Source organism: Virgibacillus dakarensis, from assembly GCF_900155625.1.
Taxonomy (GTDB): Bacteria; Bacillota; Bacilli; order Bacillales; family Amphibacillaceae; genus Lentibacillus_C; species Lentibacillus_C populi.
Genome location: NZ_LT732554.1, coordinates 391,503 through 413,707, shown reverse-complemented (window position 1 = coordinate 413,707; position 22,205 = coordinate 391,503). Strand labels below are relative to the sequence as shown.

The window sequence follows — 22,205 nt, the reverse complement described above, 5'->3', positions numbered from 1 at the left end:
TTTATGATGATTGAGTGTCAAGCAACATAACACATTAGCTATTGACTAGTATTGTACCTAAGTTAAACTACATTTTTACTCTGCGAAAGTTGAGTCCTTTATAATTATAAAGTTCATTTTGAAAATGGATAGGGGTTGTTGTATGGTTTTCGATGTTCACGAGGATCATTTTCGTTAATCAACCCTTCATGGGTAATGTTGGCATCAACATCGATAGATATCTTTGCATTAGCAAAGATATCATTCCATTCCGAATGAATAGTTTGCCACTGTTCTGGATATGTTCGATGTGTTTCTAATCCAATTTCAGTAATATCTGTTTCCAATTCTTTTTGTAATTTCTTTAATGTGGTATGAATTTCATTTTGAACGTGATGAGAGATCTTTTTTTCAATTTCTTTTAAGAAAGCTTCGTTAATTCTTTTTGTCGTCATATTATCTGAAAGTGTACCTTCAATCTTTGTTTGGATACCCACGTTTAACTGCCTTCCATTTAAAATCGGTTTCGTTTTTGTTTTTGCTTTCGTAATTTCTAAAGAAACTTTCTCGTTTTCATCAAGGGAAACAGTAGTGCTTCCACCCTCGACATGATTTAAGAGCCAATTCAGCCCCATCGTTTCTTCAGTGTTAAGCTTGCCCACCATTTGATTGTTTTTGATAACTGCTGTTCCGTCAATTGAGGTGATGGTTTGTTCACCTGCCTTTTTAATTGAAATCATTGGTATGTAGGCATTAGGAATAGGTCCTTCGGTTAACTTATAAAATTCACGAAGTGTTAATGGTGCATATTCGGCAATAAATTGCGTTTGCTCTAAAGCAGTCACAAGCTCAAGAGAGGTAAGATTCTCATACAGGGTCGGTGTGCTCAAAATGTCGCTTGGATCTTCTTGCGTTACAAATGGGTGACTGTTTAAGCGAAACATTTGGTCACGACTAACACTGTCGAGCACTTGAAAAAAATTCCCTTTTGCTAACCTTTCACTAATTATCCATGCACGGGCATGTCCGAATTGAAGGCGCCGTTTTGCATACCGAATCAATTCACGAGCTCCCTCAAGAAATGTATCAGCGTTTTTTTCTAGTATGATATGTTGTCCACTACCTTTACCCCCACCTTGACCTCCTTCTTGATTACTTGTTGGTTTAATGATTTCAACGCTTATTTTTAATTGTTCGTCTGACTTATCCAGACCAACTCCGTGGACGAGGGCTGTTTTATCAAGCTCTTGGTTGTTCCAGCAACCTGTTAATAAAAAGAGGCTGCAAATCATGATGAAGATCGTTCGTATCATTGTTTATCACCTGTTTTTGGTAATGACTTCATTCTTGTTGTGCGTTGATTTGGTATACTTTTTGGTCGCTGTTTCAGCAACTTCGTTGGAAAACGGATAATACCGTCCTTCCAATCTTGAAAGTGGCTTGGTGAAAAGGGTGTCATATAAGGAACCCCAAGTGATGTTAATGACACCATATGGGTTAACAGACCCAACATAGCCATACACAATCCATATGATCCGAACACGCTACTGGCAATGAACAAACCAATACGTATTAATGCAGTGACATCCGCGATTGGCGTAATGACGAAGGCGGCTATATAAGATATGGAAACTATAACAATTGTCGGGGCTCCGACAAGTCCAGCCGATACGGATACATCTCCCAAAATTAAGGCACCAACGATGCTTAAAGCAGATCCGAGTTGTTTGGGCAGTCTAACTCCAGCCTCACGAACAACTTCAAACATTAAGATCATCATAATGACTTCCATCGCAAGTGGAAACGGAACCGTTTCTCTTGCTTGAATAAGTGGAACAATCATATCTGAGGGAATTAACGATTTATTAAAATTAAGGACAGAAATATATAAAGCAGGAAAAGAGATGCTGATAAAAAAAGCTAAAAAGCGCAGTAAACGAATGAATGAGCTATAATAAGGACGAGAATTATAGTCCTCAATGTTCTGGAAACTTTCGAGAAACAAATGTGGAACATATAAACAGAATGGGTTTCCATCAATTAAAAGCAAGACTCTTCCTTCCATTAATAAAGCTGCTGCCTTATCAGGCCGTTCCGTATTGCCAATTGTCGGAAGGATTGAATATGGGTGATCTTCAATCAATTGTTCAACATCTCCTGAACTGCTAATTGAATCCACCTTTATCTTATCAAGCCGATGCTTGACTCGTTGTACAAGGTCAAGGTCAACGATGTCCTTTATATAAGCTATCGTAACACCCGTTTGACTAAACTTGCCGATTTCTATTGTTTCGAATCGCAAAGAAGGGTGAGCAACTCTACGGCGAAGCAAGGAAACATTTACTCCCGTTGATTCGATAAAACCTTCCCTTGCTCCTCGCACTGCCTGTTCTGTATCGGGTTCTTCGATAGCTCGAGTTTCAAATCCTTCGATAGTAATTAGTAACCCATTATTAAAACCATCAACGATTAGTAATGCTTTTGCCTTTAAGATTTGAAAAACCGCTTTTGAAAGATTGTCTTCCAAAGTGGCTTTTTTTGTCGAAAGTCTTTCCTGAATCTGTTTTAAATCTTTATTGAGTTTTTCTTGCAGCGGATTTTCGATTAGTGGTTTCAGTACATTGTCACGTTTTGCATCTTCTTTAACTAACCCATCAATTGCAACTAACATGGCACTAAGCCTGTCACCGTTTTGTAATTTAATTGTGAATTTAGTAAACATAACATCTTGACTTGTACCTAACTGCTGTCTTAATGTTTTTTCGTTTTCGTTAATATTTGTTGAGAACGGCTGCCACTTATCATTAGAGTTGCCTTCTTTTTGCCTTTCCTTCATATTTTTTAGTAGCTTTTTGATGTTAGCATAACGCTTCATTTAAACAAGCTCCCTCGTCCATACTTATCACTATTATTAGTCAAGCAGTCATAAATATGTAATGCTTTTAAGTACGAGAAGCAGGCATTACTATTGATAAGTGAAGCAGCCTCAATAGAGATTAAAGCCACTTGAACGTGAGATTTTGGATGGCTTTAAAGGAATAGTAAGTTCAGCAGATTCAGAGGAAGCTGCAGCAGGTGTAGACCAAACAGCAGCATCTGCTCAACAAGCTAGCGGGTCAATGGAGGATGTTGCCGGAAGTTCAGAATATCTAGCTAAATTGGCTGAAGAATTAAATGGATTGGTTGGACGGTTTAAGTTGGATTGATTATATAAAAGAAAGCAGGGTGATTCATATCTGCTAACGTTTCAGATTAAAAAAGAAAAGATATGGATTTTTATCATGTTTATCAGCCTGTATTTAAAATTTTTCTTGCATTCCTGTAAAGCCTTCCGTATAATGTATCTAAATTATAAAAGAATACCTGCACGTGAAAAGACGTTGAAGAGGAAAGTAGGATACAGAATTTTTACACAGAGAGCTTCGGCAGCTGAAAAGAAGCAAAAAATGCGTGTCTGAACAATGGCCTCGGAGTTGCGGTGCTGAACATGTCACATGGACACTAGTAGGTTCCGACGAGATTTGGTACTCGTTACCCATACCACAGTATAAAAAGTCCCTTGTATTTGCGTACTTGTAGAGGCTGTTTGCGTGAGCAGACAGTGAAGTAAGGTGGTACCACGTATATTCAACCACGTCCTTACCGTTATTCGGTAGGGGCGTGGTTTTTTAATTCTCTTTTACGATGGTAGGGAATTTTATAATCACAAATAGCTTGGCCAGCTAGAGTATGCTGGCAATAAAAATCATCAGGAGGTTGTTCAAATGAAACGTAATTTAGTTTTGCAAACAGATTTTGGTATTAGTGATGGTGCAGTAAGTGCGATGTATGGTGTTGCCAATACCGTGGACCCCGAAATCCGTATATTTGATCTAACTCATGACATTCCGCAGTACAATATATGGGAGGGTTCCTACCGGCTATATCAAACAGTCAATTATTGGCCGGAGGGTACTGTATTTGTTTCTGTTGTGGATCCGGGTGTCGGAACATCACGCCTCAGCATTGTCGTAAGAACAGCTGCTAACCAATATATCGTTACACCTGATAATGGAACACTTACTCATATAAAACAGGATATCGGTATTGTTGAGGCTAGAATCATTGATGAAAACGTGAACCGATTGCCAAACTCTGGAGAGTCTTACACGTTTCATGGCCGCGATGTGTACGCATATACAGGAGCTCGACTAGCTGCCAATGTAATCTCTTTTGAAGAGGTAGGGCCAAAAGTTGGTGTCGATAATATTATTGAACTGACCAGACCGAAAGCATATCTGGAAGGTGAAGTGGTTTTCGGGAATATTGACATCCTGGATATTCGCTTCGGCAATCTTTGGACGAATATTGGACGGGAGTTATTTATTGAATCAGGGGTGGAATACGGCGATTCACTAGAAGTGACGATTGAAAATAACACCCATCAGGTTTATAAAAATATCATGACATATGGACGTTCCTTTGCAGATAGTCATTTGGGAGAACCATTGTTATACGTAAATTCATTGGATAACCTGGGAGTTGCTATCAATCAAGGCTCATTTGCCAAAGCATATCATATCGAAACAGGTGCTAATTGGAAAATAACGATCCGCAAAATTTCGCGTTTGATCAGCAACTGACACGGTGTTATAAAATAGTAAAATATAATAAAAAAGGGGAACCGAGAAGGATGGAAAAAAATAGTTTATCCATTAAAACAATTGTAGCAATTGGAATTGGAGCAGCAGTATTTGTCATTTTGGGGAGATTTGCTTCGATCCCAACCGGAATTCCAAATACAACCATTGAAACATCGTACGCATTTTTGGCGCTTATGGCTACGATATTTGGACCAATTGCCGGAGGGTTAATAGGCTTGATTGGGCACGCGTTAAAGGATGCTGTTTTTTACGGAGCGATTTGGTGGAGTTGGGTAATCGTATCGGCGTTTGTGGGCCTTTTTATCGGATTATTTGCAAAAAGGCTGAATGTTGAATCAGGAATTGCCGGTTCCAGACAAATAGTTACATTCAATATTGTTCAAGCAGCTGTGCAAGCAGTTGGCTGGTTCTTGCTTGCACCAATTTTGGACGTAGCGATTTATGCTGAACCAGCCAATAAGGTTTACTTACAAGGAATCGTTGCAGGTCTGTCAAATATCGTTACTGTTGGGGTTATTGGAACCATTCTCTATGTCTACTATGCAAAAACACGTAGTCAGAGTGATAGTTTGGCAAAAGAATGATAAGCTGGACTAAGAGGATGTCATGGAAAATCATGGTGACTTCATGCCTGCTATGGATTCAATAGATTTGTTGCTTGTTCGACACAAGAAATATACAACATTATCAGGGAGATAGTATGAAAAAGCCGATTATTCAATTTAACCAGTTTACATTTAAATACCGAAGTCAAGTTGAGCCAACACTTAAAAATATTAATTTGAGTGTTTACGAAGGGGAAAAAATTTTAATCGTTGGACCGTCCGGCTCTGGAAAAAGTACACTAGCTCATTGCATTAACGGGCTGGTGCCTTTCTCGTATAAAGGAGAGTTGGAAGGTAGTCTACGAATAAAAGAGCAAGAGACAAAGGAACTTGATATTTTCACCGTTTCCAAAGTGGTCGGTACCGTTCTGCAGGATCCGGATGGCCAGTTTATCGGTCTTTCCGTTGGCGAGGATATTGCTTTTGCCCTTGAAAACGATGGTGTTTTGCAGCCTGATATGACAAAGCAAGTGATGGATGTGTCACGTCTAGTCGATATGGAAAGTAAACTGGATGCCTCGCTACACGAACTATCCGGTGGTCAAAAGCAAAAAGTTTCCCTGGCGGGGGTTATGGTTGATCATGTGGATATTTTGCTTTTTGATGAACCTTTGGCAAACTTGGATCCAGCAACAGGAAAACATGCGATTTCTTTAATTGATCAAATCAAAAAGGAAACCAATACGACCGTCCTCATTATCGAGCACCGCTTAGAGGATGTTTTACATGGAACGGTTGACCGTGTGATTGTCATGGATGAAGGCCAGATTGTCAGTGATTCGACACCAGACGATTTATTAGCCTCTCCAGTCCTTGAATCGGCCCATATCAGGGAGCCGTTATATATTAAAGCAATGAAATATGCTGGCTGCAAGGTAACACCAGCGATGCAACCGGCACATCTAAATACACTTCAGATAGACTCATGGAGAAAACACTTAGTGCAATGGTTTGAGGCTGTGAAGCAACCCGAAGATGATACAAAAAAAGACGCGGTGGTACTTGAACTGGATCAAATTTCATTTCGGTATGAAAAAGGGAAAAATACCATTGATCAGCTGTCTTTTCTCGTGAGCAAAGGGGAAATGATTAGTATTGTCGGTAAAAACGGTGCTGGAAAATCAACATTATCCAAATTAATTTGCGGTTTTGAAAAAGTCCATTGCGGCACCATTCGTTTACATGGCAAAGATATTACGGGCGATAGTATCAGACAGCGGGCTGAGCGAATCGGTATGGTAATGCAAAATCCCAATCATATGATCTCTAAACATATGATTTACGATGAAGTGGCATTAGGACTAGTCAAACGAGGATTCAAACAGGAGGAAATAAAGTCCCGGGTTGACACTACCCTACGAATCTGCGGCTTATACCCATATAGGAACTGGCCGATTTCCGCTTTGAGCTTTGGCCAGAAAAAACGGGTTACGATTGCTTCGGTGCTTGCACTTAATCCGGATATACTGATTCTCGATGAGCCTACTGCTGGACAGGATCTCCGACACTATACGGAAATCATGGATTTTTTGCTTGAATTGAACAGGCAGGGTGTTACGATCCTACTAATTACACATGATATGCATTTAATGCTGGAATATACACCAAGGGCGATTGTAATTGCGGATGGGAAAATAATTGCCGACAAATCGGCTGTTGAAGTATTAACCGACCAAACGGTAATTCAAAGTGCAAATTTAAAGGAAACGTCCTTGTTCGGCTTGGCAAAACGCATAGGTATCGAACAGCCAGCGCAATTTGTTACCCGTTTTATCACGCACGACAGGGAGGTGCGCAAGACGTGGCAGTAGAAATGCTCTCGTATATTGAACGCGAATCTCCTGTTCATCGGCTTTCCGGTGTTACAAAACTAGTAATCTTTATGATGTGGTCTACTGCAGCCATGCTGACGTACGACACTAGAGTTTTGCTCTTTTTGTTTGCAGCAAGCATCGCCATCTTTATCGTGTCAAAGGTCAAACTCCGTGATATCGCTTTTGTACTTATTTTTATCTTGATTTTTTTACTCTTAAATAATATTGCGATTTATATTTTTTCACCACAAGAGGGGGTGAATATTTACGGTACTAGTCATGTGCTGTTTGACATTGCCGGACGATACAATGTGACAATAGAACAGCTATTTTATCAGTTTAATATTACGTTGAAATATTTTGTTGTTATTCCTGCAGCTCTTTTGTTTATTGTTACGACACATCCAAGCGAATTTGCCGCCTCTTTGAACCGGATGGGCGTAAATTGTAAAATCGCCTATTCCGTCTCATTGGCCCTTCGTTATATTCCTGATATCCAACGTGACTTTCGGATGATTGCCCAATCCCAGCAAGCACGAGGGATTGACCTGTCTAGAAATGAAAAGCTTGTTAAGCGGGTGAAAAATGCCGCCGCAATTATTATGCCGTTAATATTCTCCAGCCTCGAGCGGATTGAAACAATTAGCAATGCTATGGAGTTAAGGGGATTTGGCAAGAAGAAAAAACGAACCTGGTATAGTACGAAGGCTTTCAGGCACGCGGACTACCTTACGCTTTTTATTGGTTTGGCTATTCTGGTTGTCTCCCTTTACATTACATTTCATGATGGGGATCGATTTTATAATCCTTTTTGTTAGGTAGCGTAGCGGAGCAAATTGTTTTGCCTTCTCTGCGTATTATTGAGCTGAAGTTTAGGACAGGTCCTCTATGTGCTATACTGGTCAATCAATTAAAAAAATGACCAGTCAACAAAATTAAAGATGGGAATTTGATGGAAGACAAACAATCTTTTATAGCTGAAGCACGAAGAGGATCAACTGTTTTTTCTTAACGGAGACACTGAATGAAAATAGTTTTTTGGAACTGATGAAGTGTAACCGACTTTCTCTTCTCTATTCCTCTTGCATTCTAACAATAATTTTGCCTCGCACATGACGACCTTTTAATTTTTTCAAACCTGTTGGTAGTTCTTGACGCGGAAGCACATCACTTACCATTGGATCCATTGTCCCTTTTTGAACCCGTTCCATTAGCTCACTGGCCATAAAAGCTAAGTTCCTGCTTGCACGGTAAGATCCACTACTGTGAGCAGCGCCAAGTGCCACTTCATGTATGGACGGTGAGAGAGTGAACGGCTTAATACTAGAAAGATCTGGTGCACCTGCGATATATGCCAAATGACCTGAGAACGCCAAACGCTTCAAGTCTTTTGTTGCTTCATCAGGCCCGACTGTATTGAAAATCAAATCGACACCTTCATTGTTGGTTTCTTCCAAGATGCGTTTTGTCACGTCTTCTGTGTTATAATCAATTGCAACATCAGCTCCAAGAGATTGAACCCAAGTATGATTGTGAGATGAAGCCGTAGTGAAGACGCTCAACCCCAGCTCTTTTGCCAGCTGAATGGCATATCCGCCAACACCGCCGGCACCACCGTGAACTAAGATAGTCTGCTTTTGCACATGATTTAACTTTTGAATGACCGCTTCATAGGCAGTCATTCCTGCACAGAGGATGGCCGCTGCTTGATCGTAAGAGACGCCCTCAGGGATCTTTGCCGTTGCATCTGCTTTTACTGTTGCTTTCTCTGCAAACGCACCTTTGTCAGATAAATCGGTATGGCATGCCACGCGGTCTCCAACTCGGAATTCTTCTACGTCTTGACCAACTTCAACAACCTCGCCTGTTAAGTCCACTCCGGTAATATGCGGATAGCTCCACTTAGGGCTGCCGGTTTCAATCAGTTGATAATCAACGGGATTTAAAGCAGTACTGATGACCTTTACGGCAAGTTGTCCTGCTTCTGCTTGTACACCTTCTGTATCCGCCCAGACAAGCTTATCAATACTACCTGGTTGTTCGACTAACCACGCTTTCATTATATTCCACTCCTCGTACTCTCTAAAAAAAATCCGTTTTCAGGTTTTGGCGTGAACGCCTGCAGTGTAATTTGTACATACGAAACATTACGTATATAGAATCGTTGACTTTCTTAGTAAGCACCTTGAGAATAAGTTAATTCATAGCTGTGGCTGTAAATTTCTACAAGGTTGCCAAACGGATCTTCGCAATAGACCATGCGATAAGGTTTTTCTCCAGGATAGTACTCACGAATTTGCATACGCTGTTTTCCTCCATGAGCCTTGATTTTTTCTATAAGCCCCTCTACATCTGGGTCTTGGACAGCATAATGAAAGATGCCTGTTTTCCAATATTCAAAGTTGTTTTCAGGTGTCTCATTGTTCGGGAACTCGAACAATTCAAGTCCGATTCCGTCAGATGTAGATAGATGAGCAATGCGGAATTGTCCCCAACCAGGGCCAAAGACATCCTTACACATAATTCCAATAGGACTGTTGTCTTCTACTACATCAGACGGTTCCATCAAAACGTACCATCCCATAACCTCTTTATAAAAGTCTATAGCTTTATCCAAGTCTGGAACAGAGAGTCCAATATGAGAAAATGAACGCGGATAAGTATGGTTCATTTTAATTCCTCCTTGTATATTAATTCATACCAAGTATAATATAGCAAGGTCACTTATGTTAAGCAGGCACTTTTTTGTTTCCAAGTACCCATTTAGTAACCTAGATAAATCATGGCCTGATAGATATACATATCATACCCATTTAGGTTATTTCATAATCCAAATTAAACTAAGAAAAGGAGAAGATAAGCTCATGGAAAGGGAGGATGGCTGTCTCAAGAGCTTGAAATTTAAGGAATACTTATATTAATCATCCCAAATCTTATTCAAGTTTGGTTAATATAGAACGCTTTCTTGCCAAAGTTTAAATAACTCATTATTTATCTCTTGTTTTCACTAAAAAATAGGCAGTAATCCAGGCGGTAATCGGAATAATTATAGCAACACCAATTCCGGCACAGAGTATATTTATCATTTCAGCACTAAATACTTTTGAATTTACAATTTCTCCAAAAGAATAGGATAAATCTTTAAACCAAATAAGCAATCCTAGATAGCTTCCAAAGAAGGCAAAAAATAACGTATTCGTATCTGTTCCCAAGATATCTCTCCCAATACCTAATCCAGATGTAAATAAATCTTTCCTGCTAATGAATGGATTATGATTACGTATTTCACTCATCGAAGAAGCAACAGAAATGGCGACATCCACAATGGAACCTATTGCACTCATAATAATCATCGAGGCTCCAATTTTAGTAAAATCTACCCCAATATAAAGGGAAAACACGCTGATTTCCTCTATTTCCTCTTCGCCAAATCCCTGAAACATCGATTTTTCGGTTGCGATGACAATAAAAAAGAGTAAAATAACAATGGTGATCATCGTAGAAATGAAAGCTGTTTTTGTTTTACGGTTCACTTCATTAATATAAAATAGATTAATACAACTAATCAACGTACATGCAATTAATGTTAAGATGATTGGGTTAACATTTGGCACTGTCATAATAATGATGGTAAGAAGGAGCACACCAAAATTTAAGAATAAAGCAACAAAAGACCGTACTCCTTTTTTTCCGCCAATAAGCACCATCAATATGAATAAAATGGCTGCCAACCATACTAATACATTCATTATCTTGCCCTCTTTCGATTAACAAAAAAAATAGAAGTATATAGACCTATCGGAATAGTTAACACGATCCCAATACCACCTGCCAAAGCTCGTGCCAATTCCAATGACAGGTTCATGGAAAGGGTAAACGACAATGAAGAAGCATTATTCAAATACAAAATAAGCATTGGAATCGAACCACTTATATAGACAAAAAACAAAATATTTGTGATGGTCCCCATAATATCTTTCCCAATATCCATTCCAGAAGTTTTAAGTGCTTTTACCGATATGTTGTTATTCTTTTCATACAACCCAAAGATAGAAGAGGACATGGTAATGGCTACATCCATTACGCCTCCTAAAGATCCAAGTAATAACCCTGCCATAAACACCATCCGATAAGGGCGGGTTAGAAATTGCATCTCTTCATATCGCAGGCCATTTTCGGAAGTTAAGCCCATCACAAGATAGGTAATCAGCAGCGAAAGAAAAGTCCCTATTAGTGTAGCAACAATTGCTGCATATGTTTTTTCATTAAAACCGCTAACGAGTAACAAAGAAATGATAGTAAATAAAATTGCACTGATACCGCATACCCATAACAAACGCGTACTTTCCGTATTCACATAAACATCCAATGCGTAGAATAACAAAGCGGCATTGACTGCTAAACTAATGATAGAAAACAGCCCTTGCTTTTTCCCAACGATAAGTAACGTAAAGATAAAAATCCATCCAATAATTAGTACGTATTTATCACGTTTTACGTCTTTTATGCTTCCAGTTAATTCGGTATTTTCTTCTGTATTCTTGTCAATCGAAACAAACAATTCATTCCCAGCATGATATTCTTGATCATAAGCTCCGGACGATGAATACTTATTCGTTAAATGGATAAGTTGTCCTTTTTCTTCTCCATTTTTCAGTTCAGCCGTTATCCGCTGCGTGAATAACTTATCTTTATTATGATGTTCATCTGTTACTTCCGCTGTATCTACCAGCTTCGTTTCGATTACTTTGGCGATTGGACGATCATAGAATGAATAATTATGATTAACAAAAACAACAGAGGCGACAAAACAAAGTACTAATATGGTGTAGAAAATAATTTGTTTGTAAGTCATTTTTTTTAATATGTTGACGATAACATTCAAAAAAACCCCTCCAACTGCGGGATGGAATCTAGTGTGATACCATTTGAAGATACTTGTTTTAACAGCGGATTGCAATTTTTATAATCACATACCACCTGTTCAACAGGTGGTTTGACTTAGCCCTATAAGGGCATGTTACTTGCAACGCCTTAAGGGCGTGGTTTCGCAAGCCGACTACATTTATTTATTTAGCTTATCTTCTATCATATCTGCATCGGTTTGGTTTTTTATATACTTCTTGATAACCTCTTCATTTCGACCGACGGTATCTACATAATACCCTCTTGCCCAAAAGTGTCTATTTCCTTTACTTTTGTATTCAGGATGTCGGTCGAATATCATCAATGCACTTTTTCCTTTTAAATATCCCATGAATGTTGATACGCTAAGCTTCGGTGGTATCTTCACACATAGGTGAACATGGTCAACAGAAACACTTCCCTTTACTATCTCAATTCCCTTATACTCGCAAAGTTTTCTGATGATCTCACGTATATCTTCCCTAAGTTTTCCATACATTGTTCTTCGTCTATATTTGGGAATAAACACAATATGGTACATGCAATTCCACTTCGTATGTGATAAACTTGATTTATCCAATTTTGGATTTCCTCCTCTAACTGACATCGGCTTCCGAAACCTTTGTCATTATACCAGAGGGGGATTTTTTTATCATACGTAAAGGTACTTCCACTTTTGTTCTCCCACGCATAGCGTGGGGCTTAATCTGGAGTTATTTTCAAAAACAGCAGATCTTCAGCACAGGAGCCTGACCTGGCAATAGTATGCAGTTAATAATGGACTTAGAATAACAGGAATGTTTTCAAATCGTCAAGAGAATCTCTCCCAATTTGTTTCATGTTATGGTTAGGAGGAAGATTGAGATAAGCCTGCTACTTATTTTAACATTAAATATTAGCTGAAAAATATTGAAAATAAATCTTGACTCTCTCGTTTACGCAGCGTATTAACTTCCAATTGAAAAGACGTGCTAGGATAAGCACGTCTTTAATAGCCTTTACTAACTTTATTTGCTTTTCTTTTCTTTAGGCTTTTCATCCAAAATGGAACGTAATTCTTTAATATCCTCTTCTGATAAAGAATCCTCCTGAATGAACTGAACTAGCATTGACTTTAACGTCCCACCATAAATTCGCTTAATAAAGGACTGTGCCTCCGCGTGCTGGCAGTCATCCTGAGAATAAAGCGGATAAAAAGTATAGACTTTCTGGTCTTTATTTACACCGACTACTTTTTTTTGGGCAAGGCGGTCCAAAAGTGTTCGTACTGTTTTCGGCTTCCAGTCCGTTTGCTCCTGCAGGGAGGAAATAACTTCGTTAGCCGTTTGCGGAGCCTTTTTCCAAAGTACATTCATGACTTCCCATTCTGCTTCTGAAATACTTGGTACCTTATCTGACACGCTAACACTCCTCCTGCCTTTCCGATTTTTTTATTAATTCCTTAATAAATGCCTTTATCCCGCAAAATAGATTTCGTTATCTCCGCTGCCTTACTTCCATAGGAATTACTTTCATTTTGTATATTGGTTGCAAAGAAATAGGTATCTTTTTTGGTCTCGACATATCCAATGAACCAGCCGTTAATGTTTTTACCATTGACACTCCCTGTACCAGTTTTTCCGGACAGCTGTGTACCATCTTTTTCCTCTAATTTGATGATCTCTTTAACGGTTTGGATATTCTTGTCCTTAAATCCAAATTTGTTTGTATAAAAAGCCTTTAGTAGTTGAACTTGTTCAATTGGAGAAATCTTTAACGAAGACTCGATCCAATATTGGGTTATTCCACCTGAAAGATCGTAATTACCATAGTCTATTTGTTTCAGATAAGCTTGAATGGTATCCCGATGGACCCTTTTATCCACTTCTTGAAAATACCAGTTCACGGAATTTTTCATTGCTGCAGATAAATTTTGATTCCTATTCCAAGCGTCATAAGGATACTGTTCACCGTTCCACTTAATTGTGGAACTTTCCCTTGTTATAACATTTGACTCTAATGCAAACAATGCACTATAGATCTTGTAAGTAGAATTCGGAGAAACCCTTAATGTGCTTTTATTTTCATTATAGATACTATATTGATCAGCTTGCAAATCATATAAAACAAAGCTTCCCTCATATCCGGCAAAATAGTTGCTTAGATCCTCGTAAACTGTTTGTTCTCCCGCAAAGTCGTAATGATTATCCTCATAAGCAAATACAGAAACGATTGGAATCTGACTTGCAACAAATACCCCCGAAAACATAAAGATGGCAATGCTTTTCAGTTTCAACCGCTTTGTTTCAGCAGTAAAGGAGGCAATACGTTCAATACGTCTTTTGATTTGTTCCTTGGAACCGTTTAGCTGATTTGCCAATGGGAAATACCTCAGTCGGGAGGATCTATCAACAAAATTAATAATCGTATTCCCATACTTCGCGTAAGAATGCTTATTCAAAGAATTTAAGACAGCAATATCACAAGCTATTTCGCGATCCAATCTCATTTCCCTGAAAGCAACCCAAACAAAAGGGTTAAACCAGTATAAAATTTGATAAAAGACGATCAGGTAATTCGTGGCAATATCTTTATATTTATAATGATTCAGTTCATGTAAAAAGACGTATTTGATATCCTCCATAGACAGCCATTCCTCAAAATGACTTGGCAGGACAACATAGGTCTTAAAAATACCAAAAGTCAATGGAGATTTGATAAGTGGTGATTCCCCGATAATCAAATGTCTCGATATATTTAAACTTCGCTTGCATTGTTCGAATAAAGCTAGGATTTCTTTATTTTTTAAGCTGGATGTAGTGCTTTTAATTCGCTTTAATTTTAACCAAGCATGGATTGACAAAGCAATCATAACCAATATCCCTATCATCCATATACCGGCCAAAATTTCGCTCAGGGAGGTCAGGTCGAAACGATTTACTGATATCGCAAAGTCCTGCATCCAATTTTTGTCTTTTAACGCATGATCCCCAGCAGAGGCAATAGCATCATCACCTGATACATTGTTTTGATGACTATCCCATGAAAAGTAGTTTCCAAAATCAAACAAATGATTTGGTATAAAAGGAAGCGTCAATGCAATCAGCAAAAGAAACCAGAGATTATATTGCCATTTCGCGGATAATTGCTTTTTGAACAGTTTGCGAAACAGCATAATGATCGCAACAGTAAAAGAAGACACGATAAAACTTATGACAAAGTGGGTAAAAAACATGGCGTTCGTCTCCATTTCCAGACCTTTCCCGTTCTGTTTAAAAGGTTTATGAATTTTCTCTTAAAAAATAAGGTATTCCCAAACTTAACATAAAAATTACGCGTTTCACCTTATTAGTTTACCAGTCTATTTGTTATTTGTGAACAAGTATATAGGAATGGTATGAATCAAGTTTTCATTGTTTTTATAGTTTCAAATTTGAAGCTGTTTCAAGACTTACGACGGGGTTACGAAGCTTTTAAACTAGCACCAGCAGGGGTTGGTGATCCTCCTAAATTTAATAAAAGTTGACATAATTAGATTACAAATGTAGTATTATATTACACGTGTAGTCCAACGCTTTAAAAAAACTTTGTGCAAAACAAATAATTGCTGTAGATCATGAGCCCACCTATTGCAGAGAGTCGAGTGAACATTAGGAAATGTTTCGCTTACAAATGTAAGTAGTGCGTATTGGATGTTACATATAGTATTTAGAACGTTTGTAAAGGGGGTGGAAAGATTGAAACGATTTTGGATAGGCATCATCGTGGTTGCATTTCTTGCTGTTATAGCAGGTTGCTCAGATAAGGAAGAACCGGGGGATGCTTTGAAAGCATATCTTGCCAATTGGGAGGACATGAATTTTGAAAAAATGTATCAGAATCTGTCTCAGCAATCTAAAAAGGAAATCAGGAAAAAGGAATTTGTGGAGCGTTATAACGATATCTACAAAGGAATTGAGGCTAAAAACTTACAGATAGATGGAATAGTTGACAGCAAAAACGAAGAGGAAACGAAAGGCGATTCTGTTACCTTCAAATACCATGTGAAAATGGAAACGGTGGCTGGCCCTATTGAATTTACCTATCACGCGACTTTAGTTAAGGAAAAAAATGAATCTGACCGGAACTGGTTCGTGGAATGGAAACCAGCGCTCATTTTTCCTTCTCTGGAAAAAGGGGAAAAAGTGGCAGTAGAAACATTAGAGGCAGCGAGGGGAGAAATCAGCGACAGAAACGGAAGCGGGCTTGCGATTAATGCTAAAGCTAACGTGATTGGAATCGTACCAGAAAAACTTGGCGATGAAACTGCAGATTCTAAAGAAAAGTTATCTGATTTATTGGGAATAACAACTGATGAAATAAACCAAAAGTTAAATGCTTCATGGGTAAAACCTAATTCATTTGTTCCGCTTGCAACATTGCCACCAGACGAAGAAAATCTTCAACCTTATTTTGAAATTCCCGGGGTGGCAGCTCAAGGAAAAATTGTTCGCACTTATCCTTTTGGAGCTTCGACAGCCCACTTAACGGGTTATGTACGTGAAGTCACTGCAGAACAGCTTGCCGAATTGCAAGAGAAAGGATATGCCGCAGGGGACATCATTGGAAAAACGGGACTGGAGAAGATTTTTGAGGAAAAGTTAAGAGGGAAAAACGGGGGTCATATTTATATTAAGAAATCAGATGGAAGCTTTAAGGAAACGTTGGCAAAAGCCGATCCTGTTTCAGGAGAAGACATTCAGTTAACGATTGATGCCAATCTTCAGCAGGAAATATATGATCAATTGAAAGGAGACGCTGGGACTGCTGCAGCTATAGATCCAAAAACAGGAGCGGTTTTGTCGTTAATCAGTTCGCCATCATATGACCCAAATGCTTTCATTAGAGGGCTTTCCGACGAACAATGGAAGGAATGGAGCGACAATCCCGAAGAACCTTTTTTAAATCGTTTTACCAATCGTTATGCGCCGGGTTCGGTGTTTAAGACGATTACAGCAGCTGTAGGATTAAAGTCAGGCGTAACGGACCCGGAGAAAGTCAGACATATTGAGGGGCTCCGCTGGACAAAAGATAAGTCATGGGGTGATTACTATGTTACACGCGTCCATGACAAAACTTCCGTCAATTTACGTGATGCGTTTGTTTATTCGGACAACATTTATTTTGCTCAAGAAGCACTTGAAATGGGGAAAGACACCTTTTTAACCGAAGCAAAAGCATTCGGCTTTGAAGAAGAACTTCCCATTCCATTTTCTATTGAGCCTTCCAAACTTTCAAATGACGGGATAAATAGTGAAGCACAGCTTGCTGACTCTGCCTATGGCCAGGGAGAAGTCATGATGAGCGCCCTTCATCTTGCATTAGCTTACACGCCTTTTGTGAACGAAGGTGATCTGTTATCGCCTTATCTGTTGAAAGATGAAGGAGAACGAACTGTTTGGAAGGAAAATCTAATTGAACCGAAAACCGCTGAATTAATCAAGGGAGATTTAATCCAGGTTGTTGAGGATCCGAATGGTACGGCTCATGGTGCTTATATTCCCGGCATGACTATTGCAGGCAAGTCTGGTACAGCCGAAATCAAAAAAAATAAAGATGACAAAAAAGGTACGGAAAATGGCTGGTTTATCGGCTTCGACACAGAAGATAATGAATTACTGCTGGCAATGATGATCGAAGATGTGAAAGAGCTTGGTGGCAGCGGTTACGTCGTTCCGAAAGCAAGGGACGTTTTTAAATCATTACAGTAGCTATTTCATTATATAAGAGTTATGGGATAAGAGCAGCTAAGATAAGTTATGCAAATCCATACACCATTGTGGAAAGGATGAAGGAACTAACTATCAAAAGTTAGTGATCAGTAGATATAGTAAAATTTTTAGAAAGAGGTTGGATTTTAAATGAGTTTATGGAACGCGATTTTTAGTAAGGTTAGATTAAAAAAAGCCGTACCTGTATTCCTTCTCTCGGGTGTCATGCTTACGGGTTGTTCAGAGGATAACACCGACCCTGCTCAACTTGGAGAAAAAAATCAAGAAACCGTAAATACAGATGTTTTTGCTAAACTCGAGGATAAATTTGATGCTAGACTTGGCGTCTTTGCCCTGGACACTGGCACAAATCAAACCGTAACATATCGATCAGATGAGCGTTTTGCATATGCATCTACGCATAAAGCTTTAGCTGTTGGAGCACTGTTACGACAAAAATCAATAGCGGATCTTAACCAAAGAATTACGTACACCCATGATGATCTTGTCAATTATAATCCAATTACCGAGAAGCATGTTGATACGGGAATGACGCTTAAAGAGCTGTGCGATGCTGCTCTCCGATATTCTGACAATACTGCGGAGAATCTGATACTTGAGCAACTTGGCGGCCCAAGTGGACTTGAACAATCACTTAGGGAGATTGGTGATAATGTTACTAATCCGGAGCGATTTGAGCCAGAGTTAAACGAAGTAGAGCCTGGCGAAACCCGGGATACTAGCACACCAAAAGCGCTTGCTGCCAGTCTTCAGGCTTTTACGATCGGGGACGCACTCCCAGCAGAGAAACGCTCGATTTTAACAGATTGGCTAAAGAGAAGCACCACTGGAGATACATTAATTCGTGCGGGAGTACCAAAGGGCTGGGAAGTTGGCGATAAGTCTGGATCGGCATCATATGGAACGCGAAATGACATTGCTATCATTTGGCCGCCAAAAGGAGATCCTATTGTCCTTGCTGTACTTTCTAGTCGCGATAAAAAGGATGCTGATTATGATGACAAGCTTATTGCGCAGGCAGCAAAGGAAGCAATCAATATTCTTAAAGTAAATGATAAGCAGGAAGGGTAAAGTATTAATTTAATTTTTAAAAGCTCCAAAAAACATGTAATCCCATTCCGATTTTAGGACAGAATTAAAATAAAGCAGTTCAGTTTGACCCCTTCGCATATGATCATCTGAAGGGGTGTTTTTTATGTCGAAATGAAAGAGAGTATTTAAAGACTAATGTGTGAAATTTAGGGGTAGGAAACCCGGAAATAAGAGAGAACATGGATGTGGAACGTCACAAGGAAATAACACACTTATTTTTGTATGGTATTTTTGAAAACAGGACGGGGGAAGAGTAGGGGTAGTATCCCTGTCGCGTAAAATATAGATCATGATCAGGAAATAGGGTCTTTGATTGATGGACGAGCGTCTAAACCTTTAATAAAAAAATCGCGATTTATGGTAAAGTGGAGATAACACCGATCGCAGGTATTACGGGAAATCAATGCTTTTAAAATAAAAAAGGAAATCGCAGGTGATAACATGTTTTTAAAGAGGGTTGAACTTCAGCATGAACTTATTCCATCTTTTAATGAATACCCTTTTTCTATTCCTTCCATCAAAAACCTTTATCAGCTAGATTTGACACAAAACAACGTGACATTTTTTGTTGGTGAAAATGGTACAGGTAAATCCACACTGTTAGAAGCAATTGCGGATAAATGCGAATTTAATACAGCTGGTGGAGGACGGAATAACTATTATGGTGTACATGCAACTGAATCAGCACTTGGCGAATATATAAGGCTTTCATGGCTTCCTAAAGTGACGAACGGTTTCTTTCTTCGGGCGGAGTCTTTTTATCATTTTGCTTCTCATATTGATGCAGTAGGAGCCCATGACGCTTATGGCGGGCGCTCTTTGCATCAACAATCACATGGGGAGTCCTTTCTTTCTCTCTTTTTAAACCGGTTCAATGGCAAAGCCATCTATTTGTTGGATGAACCAGAGGCTGCGTTATCGCCACAACGACAGCTTACGTTTTTAAAAATCTTGCATGACTTAGTGTTATCAGGTGATAGTCAATTTATTATTGCTACACATTCGCCAATTCTTTTAGGGTATCCAAATGCTACTATCTTTAGTTTTGATAATGATACAATTAAAGAGATAGATTACGAGATGACCGACCACTATCAAATAACGAGTTATTATTTACAAAATAGAGAAAAGTTTTTGCGGGAAATTTTAAGTGACTAATTAAAAGACCATCCTTTTGGGATGTGATGTTATGCATTATATAGTGCCAAATCCCGCTATGATTATTTGAAGTTATGAATAATTTCTCTAAAACTAGGTGGCTATTAGAAATAATTAATTTAGAGTATTTACTTTGGGGTAAAATTGTCATCGTTGTCCTTTATGACGGAAAAAACGGGTCCGCAATTCACGACATTCAATATCAAAAGGTGGATAGAACGTAAAAAGAGCTGAAAAAATCAGCCCTTTCTACGCTTTTATCTGTTGAGTAAACTCCTAGTGGATGTTTGTATTACTTTATAAATTATACGTTTTCAGGTTTTATGCCCCTTACTAGTTCTCTACAGTTATTATATTTTGCTTCCAAAGAAGAATACAAGTACTGTATTGCCAACTCTGGCTGAACATGCCTTCCACATGTATATATATCAATGCTAGCATATCCGTGTTCGGGAAAACTGTGCACACTTAAATGAGACTCAGCCAGGATGACAACTCCGCTAATCCCTTGAGGTGAGAATTCATGAAAGAAAACGCCGCATACCGTTGCTCCAGATTTTTCTGCTGCAGAGACAAGTTCATTTTCCAGATAAGTTTTATTGATTAGTTTACGGACATTACATCCCCATAAGTCAGATACGATATGATGACCAAGTGTATCCATTCCAATCGCTCCTCCTATACCCTTTCTTTCTTGATTAAGTGAAACTTATTTTGATTACATACTGGGCAACCTTTATCTTTCAAATATTCAATTGAACGATAGCGTGTATTTGTACCTACAGAGATCACTTCATGACAATGAAGGCATTTATAAGAACGTATTGTCTGTTTTATTTCTCCTGTATAAATTGGCTGCTCATAATTATTCAGCGGTTTTGTTAATGACGTCGTTTTCAGAATGATCATTTGACTTTGATTACCAATCATTTGTGCACCAATGTAATCATTAAAACCAGGAGAAATTTTCATGACAGCCAATCCCATTAACAGCCATTCCTTTTGTAGATGTAAGGATAGATCTGCTGACTTTTGCGCAAAGGACAAGTAGATTATAAGTCCCTTCTCTTTCTTTAAGCATTCTATTGAGGAAGATAAAAATAACGACATTCCTCTATTGGTATAAGGGGGATCTGTATACACGGTGTCATACACTCCCGCCAGGCGATTCGGGATTTTCCTTCTCAAATCGACATGATGGCAAATGATTGGTAAAGACTTACCTTTTGCAACAGCACTGATGAATGACAAGAAACGCTCGTCAATGTCGATCACATGTATTTCTGTTTGGTGATGATCACTGTATGGAAATAACCTTGTTAAGAGCATAGCTAATGCAATACTTACGAGGTCATCATCACCTAAGCATAACACTTTTTTTCCTACTAAAGAATAGTTTTTTACTGATAATAGTGCCCTTTTTAAACTTGTTTTTGGTGTGCATTTTGATTGATCAAATTGGGATTCAATTTGCGGTGCATTTTTGTGAATTTTCGTTAATTCATCTAAAATCATCATCCCTTTATTCTCTATGAATTCTTCAGGTTTTGTTCGGACTATCTGTAAATATAAGTGTTTGTCGACATTTTTATATCCAAATTCTGCTTCAATTAGTCTAATCCCTTTGTTCGTTACAAATACTCCTCTCTTTTGTTCGAGTACATTTACTTTAATAAATTCATTTTTAATAGCTGCAACAACAGGTTTTGGTAGTGCTAATTTTTGTGCCAGTTTTTTGGTTGAAATTCCTGGGTGAAAGTAGCACATTAATAATAAATGCTCAACTGTGATGTATCCTTCTTCCAGTTTTACGCTTTTTGCTATTTCGTCAATCATCTATATACACCTTTTCTTTAAATAGTTAAATAGAAATTTTTGCTTATGGATCGTTTTAATCTTCATTTTTATAGTTGCAAGCTCTTCTTTGATGCTGCAAAGAGAACGACCTAACACTTATAGAACATAAAAAAAACGGCGTGAACAATTATTCACGCCGTGCATCTCAAATAGAGCATAGACTATGCCATTGATGTTAAATCAACGGCTCTATGCAAAATTATATGATTATAGCTATGAATCATGTTCTTAACCGATTGAAATGGGCATAACTAAATAAACGTCTTATATGGACGATTTTAAAATATATCCTATTTCAATTATCCAATTGATAAATTAGTTAAGAACCAACTGATTCATTAAAATTCTCCTCGCACTTAAACTTATTTCCAATTTAACAAAAAACATGGATGCCGTCAAATG

Annotated in this window: 19 protein-coding genes and 1 other annotated feature; of the genes, 8 read left to right on the top strand and 11 right to left on the bottom strand. The window is 38.5% G+C overall.

Annotated elements, in window-relative coordinates; all coding sequences use genetic code 11:
• Window positions 1–113: 113 nt before the first annotated feature.
• Together CZ382_RS11550 and CZ382_RS11545 are read right to left on the bottom strand one after the other, a co-directional pair.
• A complete protein-coding gene (locus CZ382_RS11550; protein WP_159457793.1) occupies window positions 114–1,271 on the bottom strand; it encodes a Ger(x)C family spore germination protein in 1,158 nt (385 codons plus the stop codon).
• Window positions 1,272–1,288: 17 nt separating this feature from the next.
• Window positions 1,289–2,854, bottom strand: a complete 1,566-nt coding sequence (locus CZ382_RS11545) for a spore germination protein (RefSeq protein ID WP_088051386.1) — start codon at window positions 2,852–2,854, stop codon at window positions 1,289–1,291.
• A gap of 145 nt (window positions 2,855–2,999) precedes the next feature.
• Between CZ382_RS11545 and CZ382_RS11540 the strand changes: the two genes are divergently transcribed.
• The 5 genes from CZ382_RS11540 (at window position 3,000) to CZ382_RS11520 (ending at window position 7,859) form a co-directional block, all read left to right on the top strand.
• On the top strand, window positions 3,000–3,185 hold the full coding sequence (locus tag CZ382_RS11540) for a hypothetical protein (protein ID WP_088051385.1): 186 nt from the start codon (window positions 3,000–3,002) through the stop codon (window positions 3,183–3,185).
• 165 nt (window positions 3,186–3,350) lie between these two features.
• Window positions 3,351–3,623: a binding site (T-box leader), on the top strand.
• A 120-nt stretch (window positions 3,624–3,743) separates the two neighbouring features.
• Complete coding sequence (locus CZ382_RS11535; protein ID WP_088051384.1) at window positions 3,744–4,601, top strand: SAM hydrolase/SAM-dependent halogenase family protein; 858 nt, start codon at window positions 3,744–3,746, stop codon at window positions 4,599–4,601.
• Between the two features lie 50 nt (window positions 4,602–4,651).
• Window positions 4,652–5,206 (top strand): ECF-type riboflavin transporter substrate-binding protein, encoded by a 555-nt coding sequence (locus tag CZ382_RS11530; protein ID WP_088051383.1) that lies wholly within the window; start codon window positions 4,652–4,654, stop codon window positions 5,204–5,206.
• A 116-nt stretch (window positions 5,207–5,322) separates the two neighbouring features.
• Window positions 5,323–7,038, top strand: coding sequence for an ABC transporter ATP-binding protein (locus CZ382_RS11525; RefSeq protein ID WP_088051382.1), 1,716 nt, complete (start codon window positions 5,323–5,325; stop codon window positions 7,036–7,038).
• Window positions 7,029–7,859 (top strand): energy-coupling factor transporter transmembrane component T family protein, encoded by an 831-nt coding sequence (locus CZ382_RS11520; RefSeq protein ID WP_088051381.1) that lies wholly within the window; start codon window positions 7,029–7,031, stop codon window positions 7,857–7,859. Before CZ382_RS11525 ends, CZ382_RS11520 begins: the two co-directional genes overlap by 10 nt.
• Window positions 7,860–8,114: 255 nt before the next feature.
• Here the strand turns inward: CZ382_RS11520 and CZ382_RS11515 are convergent, their stop codons facing one another.
• The 7 genes from CZ382_RS11515 to CZ382_RS11485 all read right to left on the bottom strand — a co-directional run bounded on the left by CZ382_RS11515 (window position 8,115) and on the right by CZ382_RS11485 (window position 15,160).
• Window positions 8,115–9,101 carry a zinc-binding dehydrogenase gene (locus CZ382_RS11515; RefSeq protein ID WP_088051380.1) on the bottom strand — a complete coding sequence of 329 codons (987 nt, stop codon included), beginning with the start codon at window positions 9,099–9,101 and terminating at the stop codon, window positions 8,115–8,117.
• Window positions 9,102–9,214: 113 nt separating this feature from the next.
• Window positions 9,215–9,712 carry a lactoylglutathione lyase family protein gene (locus tag CZ382_RS11510; RefSeq protein ID WP_088051379.1) on the bottom strand — a complete coding sequence of 166 codons (498 nt, stop codon included), beginning with the start codon at window positions 9,710–9,712 and terminating at the stop codon, window positions 9,215–9,217.
• A gap of 316 nt (window positions 9,713–10,028) precedes the next feature.
• On the bottom strand, window positions 10,029–10,790 hold the full coding sequence (locus tag CZ382_RS11505) for a YibE/F family protein (RefSeq protein ID WP_088051378.1): 762 nt from the start codon (window positions 10,788–10,790) through the stop codon (window positions 10,029–10,031).
• Window positions 10,790–11,896 (bottom strand): YibE/F family protein, encoded by a 1,107-nt coding sequence (locus CZ382_RS11500; protein WP_088053453.1) that lies wholly within the window; start codon window positions 11,894–11,896, stop codon window positions 10,790–10,792. Before CZ382_RS11500 ends, CZ382_RS11505 begins: the two co-directional genes overlap by 1 nt.
• 210 nt (window positions 11,897–12,106) lie before the next feature.
• Window positions 12,107–12,526 carry an IS200/IS605 family transposase gene (tnpA, locus tag CZ382_RS11495; protein WP_268811323.1) on the bottom strand — a complete coding sequence of 140 codons (420 nt, stop codon included), beginning with the start codon at window positions 12,524–12,526 and terminating at the stop codon, window positions 12,107–12,109.
• Window positions 12,527–12,953: 427 nt separating this feature from the next.
• Window positions 12,954–13,346 carry a penicillinase repressor BlaI gene (blaI, locus tag CZ382_RS11490; RefSeq protein ID WP_088051377.1) on the bottom strand — a complete coding sequence of 131 codons (393 nt, stop codon included), beginning with the start codon at window positions 13,344–13,346 and terminating at the stop codon, window positions 12,954–12,956.
• Window positions 13,347–13,387: 41 nt separating this feature from the next.
• Entirely contained in the window at window positions 13,388–15,160 is a 1,773-nt protein-coding gene (locus CZ382_RS11485) for a BlaR1 family beta-lactam sensor/signal transducer (protein ID WP_196406372.1), read from the bottom strand.
• A gap of 502 nt (window positions 15,161–15,662) precedes the next feature.
• Between CZ382_RS11485 and CZ382_RS11480 the strand changes: the two genes are divergently transcribed.
• From CZ382_RS11480 to CZ382_RS11470, 3 genes are all read left to right on the top strand, one after another.
• On the top strand, window positions 15,663–17,675 hold the full coding sequence (locus CZ382_RS11480; protein WP_235000420.1) for a penicillin-binding transpeptidase domain-containing protein: 2,013 nt from the start codon (window positions 15,663–15,665) through the stop codon (window positions 17,673–17,675).
• 150 nt (window positions 17,676–17,825) lie between these two features.
• Entirely contained in the window at window positions 17,826–18,767 is a 942-nt protein-coding gene (gene bla, locus CZ382_RS11475) for a class A beta-lactamase (protein ID WP_088051374.1), read from the top strand.
• 462 nt (window positions 18,768–19,229) lie between these two features.
• On the top strand, window positions 19,230–19,946 hold the full coding sequence (locus tag CZ382_RS11470; protein WP_088051373.1) for an AAA family ATPase: 717 nt from the start codon (window positions 19,230–19,232) through the stop codon (window positions 19,944–19,946).
• 304 nt (window positions 19,947–20,250) lie between these two features.
• Here the strand turns inward: CZ382_RS11470 and speD are convergent, their stop codons facing one another.
• On the bottom strand, window positions 20,251–20,610 hold the full coding sequence (gene speD / locus CZ382_RS11465; RefSeq protein ID WP_088051372.1) for an adenosylmethionine decarboxylase: 360 nt from the start codon (window positions 20,608–20,610) through the stop codon (window positions 20,251–20,253).
• A 14-nt stretch (window positions 20,611–20,624) separates the two neighbouring features.
• Window positions 20,625–21,782, bottom strand: coding sequence for a bis-aminopropyl spermidine synthase family protein (locus tag CZ382_RS11460; RefSeq protein ID WP_088051371.1), 1,158 nt, complete (start codon window positions 21,780–21,782; stop codon window positions 20,625–20,627).
• Window positions 21,783–22,205 lie beyond the last annotated feature (423 nt).